Origin of the sequence: Glutamicibacter ardleyensis, assembly GCF_014644555.1 — a bacterium.
Classification (GTDB): Bacteria; Actinomycetota; Actinomycetes; order Actinomycetales; family Micrococcaceae; genus Glutamicibacter; species Glutamicibacter bergerei.
The window spans coordinates 1-7,611 of the sequence record NZ_BMKX01000017.1; the positions used below are offsets into that span (position 1 = coordinate 1).

Below are 7,611 nucleotides of genomic sequence, written 5' to 3' on the forward strand. Positions count from 1 at the left end.
TTGCCGGTTGCGTGGGTGGTTGTGGTGTGGGGTTCTGCCTGGAAGGGTGGGACCCTTTTTTCTGTTTAAAAACCCATTCCTAATGGCCTTGTCTATCGGTGGTGCGAAAAGTACTTGAATACGAAACTTCGGTGTCAAACCGCCTAGCTACCCCGTAGTTATCTCGACGTAGTGTTAATCCGAGACAACAAGATTTCGTGGAAGGAAATACATGCGCATCGCGGTGATGCAGGCCCAGGCTGAGGTCTTGGATATTCAGAGCAACATTGAAGTGATTCAGCGTGCCGCGCGGCAAGCCGCTTCCGAAGGGGCTGAAATCTTGCTGACACCAGAATTGTTTGCCGTGGGATATGCGCCGTATGCACTACGTGAGTCTTTAGACGCAACACAAATTCCAGACGTCCACCGTCGTCTTTCGGAAATTGCATCGGAGCATGTAATCGCTCTTGCATACTCACTTCCTGAAGTAACGGATAGTGGTTGGCTGATTACGTCGACCTTTGTTGACCACAAGGGAACCGAACTAGCCCACTATCAAAAAGTTCAGCTCTTCGGTTCTGAAGAACAAGCCGTGTTCGTGCCCGGGGTCAATCCGCCTGCCTCATTCGAGTACAAAGAAATGATGCTTGGCATGGTGATCTGTTTCGATGTTGAATTTCCCGAGATCGTTCGTGAGGCTGCCCGACGTTCTGTTGAACTGTTACTGGTCCCGACGGCCATGGGACGTGGGTATGAACGGGTTTGCACGCATCTAGTTCCAACGAGGGCAATGGAGAGTCAACTTTTCATTGCCTATTCCAACCACAGCGGCAGCCAAGCTGGCTTTGAGCTAGCTGGCACCAGCGTAATTGCGGGACCCGATGGATCTGTTCTTGCCCAAGCGGGCCACGAACCTGAAGTTCTATACGCTGACCTTGGTCCCTATGAGCGGGCTAAGACTGAAGTTCCATATCTATCAGAAGCTCGTCCTGAGCTTTATGCCCAATGGGCTGCCGAGCGAACCAACGCGCTGGAAGACTAGTTTGCATTCGCCTAACATCCCATCGATCTGCTTCAGCTCGCTCAGAGGTCAGGGCCACGCTGGTTCTTGAGTTGTTCTTTAACTCGTGAGATCCAATTCGAATCGCACATCATTTGTGGGAAGGGCTTATGCGCATACCCTGCCGCTGGTGGAGCAGTTGAGTGGTATGACATTGAGGAGCCAGGGCAGATCACCATCGAATGCGGGCCCTTCAATGTCACGTACTCATACCAGCCAGCTAATTCTTTAGCCTTGTTGCATAGGCTGCAGCGACCGTCTCCGTTGAAAACACTGGTTGGTCCACCCCTAGCATGCTGGACTACGTGGTCTATTTCTTCGACCATTCCATCGCAGAACGGGGTGCGGCAGTGACGGTCGCGAATCCGAATGAACTTCTTGAGCTTCTCCGGGAAGATCCGGGCTTTGGAATCCATAGAGATTAATTCTTGGTTTCCCGGAGCCGTATACAACCGGGTCAGCTCAGTCATCACTTCAATCTGCTCAATAAACTCTGGTGTGAGCTTTGCTTCCATTTCCTCGAAAGTCTGCTGATTGGGAATTTGGTGGCCACCGATCCATTCTCGGGCGGTCTGGGCTGAAATGAAACCGTAGCCTTCGAGGAATGCCGGTTCTCGCTCACCGAGGAACAGCGCTCTGTCGGTCATAATCACCCCGACGTTCAAAGCAATGCGCATATTCGTCGCTTCGCCAGCGATCATATAGCTGGTTAGTAGATCGGCTTTGATCTGAGCGAGGGTCCTGGGGTCACCTTGCTTCTTGAGCTTACGAGCCTCTTCACGTAAGTACATTTTCAGTGCAAGGCCGGCAATGAGCGGGAGCTCGCCACTGAGCTTCACACACCCCGCGTCCTCATCAACGTGAAAACGGACGTGCCGGTTCTCTTCGGAGCTCTTTTGCTTTTTGGACTCGGGATCCGAGGTGTAACCCAGAACGAACTGTTGAACGGTTTCCTTGATTTGTTTTGGCCCCATGGAATCAAACATGTCGGGGGTCGACGCGTAGATTTCATCAAATTCAACGCGACGCACTGCCCTGACATCCTGTAACGGGGTGAGGATAGCTTGGGCCTGTGCTTCGGTGAATTCGCCCCGAGAGCAGGCTGCAGCAAAGTTAGGGGTGTCTTCGAAGAGGATGCGGCAATTGACCAAGAAGTTTCGTACACCTTGAGGTGACTGTTTACGAGCGAGAGCGAAGGTACTAGCGGCCCCACGAGTTTGATCATCGATGGATGTGCCACGGTCTTCATGCTCCCGTACAACTTGCTTCTCTAGCTGATGAGCGAGACCTGCCTGGTGATAGCGAAAAGAAGAGACGAGCCCTTCGAGTCCTTCTATTGCTTGAACGCAGTCGGCTTTACTGCCGTGTTCTTCAATCCACGCCAGCTTATTCTGCAGCTGCTTCATTTGGACTTCGAAATCCTCATGAAGCGCCGGTTCGTCTTGGCCTTGTCGTTGCGCCATTGCTTCGGACATATTCTAATTATACTTCGTTAGTTCGAACATGTCTTCTAATACTGTAAAAACTGTGGATACCTTTGGTAGTGCGGGTTATGTCGCCGTTAGGAACTTCAGCGCAAGATACAGATCGTGGCGGACTTGCGCCTGGTTTAAATCTTTGCCAAGAATCTCAGCGATAGTCGCAATATGTCGGCGAACCGAGTTGCGATGCAAATTGATATTTTTCGAAGCCTGATCCCAGGAGCCGTTGGCTTCCAACCATCCGTGAAGCACGTCTAAGTAGAGGTCACGGCGGGCCTCTGGTAATTCAAGGATTTTCGCCAGCTCTTCTTCCGCCAACTGCCTTCCGGCCTGTGCTGGTAGCAGTGAAGCGAAGGTGCGAGGGATAGACGCGGCGTCTAGGCATTGTTGGCGTTCTAGCATTTGGGGGAGCAACCCGCTGGCCTGGGCGAGTAGATCTCCCAGCCTTTCACCTAGCTGGGATTCCAATTTGGCAGGGGTGCTGAACGCTGCCAAATAACCGTTGGATTTGAGGCGTTCAAATAAATCTGTCGCGGGTTCGGCGCTTGTTAGTGCGATGAGGTGATCGTCGCGCCGCATTGCCAAGCGGGTGTCGAATAATGCATGAACATGCGCGAGGTGGAAGTTAGTTTCTGTGGTGCGCGCTGTACCTAGGGGTGAAATGACGGCGACTCGCAGTGCCTGATGAGTATTGCTGCCGATGCTCTCGGTTAAGTAGTTCAACGTCTCGGAGTCGAGGGCTGTGTGCGAGCGGAAGAGCAGGGACGTGGCAAGCTGCGAAGAAGCGGCCGAACTGGCGGCGCGTTCGCGGGCAAGCACTTCTAGTAGGCCTAGTGCTGAGGTGATGAGGTGGTGGTCGAAGGCGGAGGGCGTGCGTGAGAATCCGACGCTGAGCGCGCCAAGTAGTGGGGACTGGCCACTGGGTGAGAAGGCGGCTCGGATCGGGAAGGTCAGGTGTACCTGGGAGTCCTGTCGGTGCAGTGCAAAAGGTTGTGGACCAGTGGCCTGGAAAGCATCTTGGATCATCTGCGCCTCGGTGGCGGTATCCAGTGTAGCGATCGAGGCAATTGTGGTGTTGAAACGTGTCTGGCCCGATGCATTGGTGAGCCTGACCGAGCCTTTGAGGCGTTGGGACAGCGTAGCGACCAGTTGGCGTTCGGGATCCAGGTGAGAAATGCAGCGCATCAGCGCGCGATTAGCTTCCGCGTTGGAGCGTAGCTGGGCGGCGCCGTCGGCCTCCATGAGCTTGGCGAAGGCAATGCCGATCGCGGCGAAAGGGACGGAAGTGGGAATTTGTAGCAGGGTGAGTCCGTGACGCGCACAGGCTATACGGACCGTCTCTGGAATGCTGGAGAAATAAGGTTCCAAGCCGAAGCCAAGGGCGCTGGCCTTAGCTTGCACCAGCTTGGCGATAAACCGGTCGATCCATTCTTGGTCCGCAACGTGCTCGAGGAATGGGAAACCGCTGGTAAGGATCAGCTCATCGGCCATGAGGTAGTCGGTTGGGTCATCCATATCGCTGGGTTCTACCCAGCGCACTGGGCGATCGCCGGCGTCGTGGACGAGTTCGATCGCAGGTGGCAGCTGGCGCAAAAAGCGCGCCAGTGTGATGGACTCCCAGGTGGGCTGCAATTGCGGTGCGAAATGTCCCATGCAACAAAATTTTAGTTCAAAAATTCCACGTTGAGAGCGCCGTCACAGATTTAGGCTGGAACTCGGCAGCAAAACCATTTCCCAGCAAGGACCTGCGATGAACAGTAACAGCGACGTGACCTCAAGAACCGTCACCGCACTCGGCCCGCAGTTGCGCCGCCGAAAATCAATCAAGCATATGGTCGGCGAAGCGGAAAGCAACTCCGGGCAGCTGCGTCGCACCTTAGGCATGTGGCAATTGACCATGATCAGTGTGGGTGCCACGATGGGCACCGGCATCCTGGTGATTCTTGGTGCCGCGGTCCCGATCGCCGGTCCGGCTATTTGGATCTCATTTGTGATTGCCGGTGTCACCGCATTACTTTCGGCGGTGTCCTATGCGGAAATGGCCGGCATGGTCCCGGTCTCTGGTTCAAGCTACTCCTATTCTTACGCGACCATGGGAGAAGGTATCGCCTGGATTTGCGGCTGGTGCCTGGTGCTGGAGTATGCGGTTTCGGTAGCCGCGGTGGCCGTGGGCGCCGGCGAATATGTTAATCAGACGCTGCGTACCTTTAATATGGAACTTCCGGTGTCGTTGGCCGGGGGTCCCGCCGAGGGAGGCGTAGTAAACCTGCCGGCGCTGATCGTCGTCGTACTGGCTACCTTGCTGCTGGTGCGTGGAGCGCGCGAATCGGCCATCGTGAACACGGTCGTGGTAATCATCAAGGCCGGCATCCTGGTCTTCTTCTCGATCGTCGCCTTCAGTGCCTTTAATGCCGGAAACTTCGAGCCGCTGCTGCCGATGGGCGCCGCTGGCGTCACCGCCGCAGCCTCCAGCGTCTTCTTCTCCTACATCGGTTTCGACGCGGCCTCAACCGCCGGTGAAGAAGCCAAAAATCCGAAGCGCGATCTGCCGCGGGCGATCATGCTTTCGATGCTGATCGTGACCATCACCTACGTGCTGGTAGCCGTGTCGGCCATCGGTGCGCGCGAGTGGACCTGGTTTGTGGGCACCGAAGCGGCACTGGTGCAGATCGTCGGCGAACTGACCGGACAGCCGATCTTCGTGCTGATCTTCGCGCTCGCCTCCGTGCTGGCCATCGCCTCGGTGGTGCTGACGGTGCTCTACGGACAGACCCGTATCTTGATGAGCATGTCCCGCGATGGCTTGGTGCCCGCGGTTTTCGGCAAGGTCTCCAAACGGACCGGAACCCCGGTTGCAGGCACGTTGATCACCGGCATCGTGGTGGCTATCACCGCCGGGTTCATCCCGCTCGGTGCGCTAGCCGACGCCACCAGCATCGGTACCCTGTTTGCCTTCGCACTGGTGGGCGTTTCGGTGATGTACCTGCGTAAACGCCAACCGCAGGCACCGCGCACCTTCCGGGTTCCGCTGTACCCAATCACCCCGATTCTCGGAATTTTCGCCTGCCTATTCCTGATGAGCCAGTTAGGCTGGCACACGTGGGTGGTCTTCCTGATCTGGATGCTGGTGGGCATTGTTATCTACCTGGGCTACGGTCGACGCCGTTCGCGCTTGGGTCAGCTGAGCAAGCAGGACTACATCGCCAGCCACGTGGGCGAAAACCAGTAAACAGCGCGGCTGCATCAACAAGAACAAAGGACTTACAGGACTCGCAATGAACAGCATCAATATGCTCAACCCGGACTTCCCCTTCAGCTACGACCATTATCTGGCCAACCCGGCCGGGCTGGGCAGCGTCCCCGAAGAGTTGTATGGCACCGAGGTAGCGGTAATCGGCGCGGGGCTCTCCGGCCTAGTGACCGCCTATGAGCTGATGAAATTGGGGTTGAAACCGGTAGTCTACGAGGCGGATCAGATCGGCGGCCGGCTGCGTACCGCCAGCTTCCTCGCGGCCCCGCAGATCACCTGCGATCTGGGCGGTATGCGCTTCCCGGTCTCCAGCAAGGCGCTGTACTACTACATCGACCTGCTGGGCCTAGACACCTACGACTTCCCGAATCCGCTGGCAGATCCCACCGACTCTACGGTGATCGAGCTTAAGGGCCAGAAGATCTACGTGGAAAAAGAGGAAGACCTCCCCGAGTTCTATCGTGAAGTGGCAGAGGCCTGGAAGCAGGCACTGCGAGACGACGCGCATTTCGAACAGATGCAGCAGGCCATCAAGACCCGCGACACCAAAACCATCAAGGAATTGTGGAACTCAATTCTTGAGGAGTTCGACGAGGAAAGCTTCTACGGGTTCATCTCGAACTCTAAGGCCTTCACGGAGGCTGGGTTCGAGCACCGCGAGGCCTTCGGCCAAGTTGGTTTTGGCTCTGGCGGTTGGGACACCGACTTCCCGAACTCTATTCTGGAGATTCTGCGGGTGGTCTACACCGACGCCGACGACCACCACCGTGGCATCACCGGGGGCGCCGCGCAACTTCCCAAGGCGCTGTGGAACCATGCACCGGAAAATATGGCACATTGGCCGGCAGGCACCTCGTTGGCTTCGCTGCACGGTGGGGCGCCGCGTGGGGCGGTAGCCAAGGTATACCGCACCGACAATGCTGGTTTCAACGGTTCGAACACCATTGAGGTCACCGAACGCTTTGGTCGAACCGCGGAATTTGGTGCGGTGGTCTCCACCGTGCAGTCCTGGTTGCTATCTACCGGTATTGATACCGATGAAGCGTTATTCCCGGCCGAATTGTGGACCGCGATCGAACGCAGTCACTACATGCAGTCGTCGAAGACTTTTGTGATGGTTGATCGTCCGTTCTGGAAAGACCGCGATCCGGTCACCGGCGAGTATCTGATGTCGATGACGCTGACGGACCGTTTGAACCGGGCTACCTACCTGCTCGACAACGGCGATGACCAGCCGGCGGTGATTTTGTTGTCCTACACCTGGAATGACGATGCGCTCAAATGGCTGTCGCTTTCTGCGGAGCGCCGCATGGAGTTGATGCTGCACTCGTTGGAGAAGATTTATCCTGGTTTGGATATTCGCAGTCACATAGTGGGCCAGCCGATCACCGTGTCCTGGGAGTCGGACCCAAACTTCATGGGTGCCTTCAAAGCCAACCTGCCCGGTCACTACCGTTACCAGGAGCGTTTATACACGCACTTCGACCAGCAGGAGATGGCGGCGGAGCACCGCGGCATCTTCCTTGCCGGCGACGATGTCTCGTGGACCGCGGGCTGGGCCGAAGGCGCAGTTACTACCGGACTGAATGCCGTGTGGGGCGTAGTTGAGCATCTGGGAGGAATGGATGCGGCTACCAATCCTGGGCCGGGTCAGTTCTTGGCCGAGTATGGTCCCAAGCGACTTGACCTCAAACCGGCAGTGCTTGATTCATAAATAATTCACCGAGCCCCGTACGGAAAATCCGTGCGGGGCTCGGACTTTAAACCCTAGAAAAAAATAGGTGTGCACGGTCACTGTGGAAAAGAGGCCACCGATTTGAAACATCCCCCAAAACTGTGTA

The 7,611-nt window shown here is 56.2% G+C and carries 5 protein-coding genes; 3 read left to right on the top strand and 2 right to left on the bottom strand.

The window, feature by feature from the left end; translation table 11 throughout:
* The first annotated feature begins 226 nt into the window (after positions 1-226).
* Positions 227-1,021, top strand: coding sequence for a nitrilase-related carbon-nitrogen hydrolase (locus IEX04_RS18480; RefSeq protein WP_268236931.1), 795 nt, complete (start codon positions 227-229; stop codon positions 1,019-1,021).
* Positions 1,022-1,062: 41 nt separating this feature from the next.
* On the opposite strand, the gene IEX04_RS18485 is transcribed toward IEX04_RS18480, so the two are convergent.
* Both IEX04_RS18485 and IEX04_RS18490 read right to left on the bottom strand, forming a co-directional pair.
* Positions 1,063-2,514, bottom strand: coding sequence for an HNH endonuclease (locus IEX04_RS18485; protein WP_096254768.1), 1,452 nt, complete (start codon positions 2,512-2,514; stop codon positions 1,063-1,065).
* Between the two features lie 75 nt (positions 2,515-2,589).
* Positions 2,590-4,173: a PucR family transcriptional regulator gene (locus tag IEX04_RS18490; RefSeq protein ID WP_188687512.1), complete on the bottom strand. Its 1,584-nt coding sequence runs from the start codon at positions 4,171-4,173 to the stop codon at positions 2,590-2,592.
* A gap of 97 nt (positions 4,174-4,270) precedes the next feature.
* On the opposite strand from IEX04_RS18490, the gene IEX04_RS18495 reads away from it, so the two are divergent.
* Together IEX04_RS18495 and IEX04_RS18500 are read left to right on the top strand one after the other, a co-directional pair.
* Complete coding sequence (locus tag IEX04_RS18495) at positions 4,271-5,749, top strand: amino acid permease (RefSeq protein WP_188687513.1); 1,479 nt, start codon at positions 4,271-4,273, stop codon at positions 5,747-5,749.
* Between the two features lie 46 nt (positions 5,750-5,795).
* Positions 5,796-7,484: a flavin monoamine oxidase family protein gene (locus IEX04_RS18500; protein WP_382344690.1), complete on the top strand. Its 1,689-nt coding sequence runs from the start codon at positions 5,796-5,798 to the stop codon at positions 7,482-7,484.
* The last annotated feature ends 127 nt before the right edge of the window (positions 7,485-7,611 follow it).

What these genes read in the sequence shown, in the direction of transcription:
- IEX04_RS18480 (WP_268236931.1), top strand. Translation starts at nt 227, where the DNA reads ATGCAGGCCCAGGCTGAGGTCTTGGATATTCAGAGCAACATTGAAGTG.
- IEX04_RS18485 (WP_096254768.1), bottom strand. Translation starts at nt 2,514, where the DNA reads ATGTCCGAAGCAATGGCGCAACGACAAGGCCAAGACGAACCGGCGCTT.
- IEX04_RS18490 (WP_188687512.1), bottom strand. Translation starts at nt 4,173, where the DNA reads ATGGGACATTTCGCACCGCAATTGCAGCCCACCTGGGAGTCCATCACA.
- IEX04_RS18495 (WP_188687513.1), top strand. Translation starts at nt 4,271, where the DNA reads ATGAACAGTAACAGCGACGTGACCTCAAGAACCGTCACCGCACTCGGC.
- IEX04_RS18500 (WP_382344690.1), top strand. Translation starts at nt 5,796, where the DNA reads ATGAACAGCATCAATATGCTCAACCCGGACTTCCCCTTCAGCTACGAC.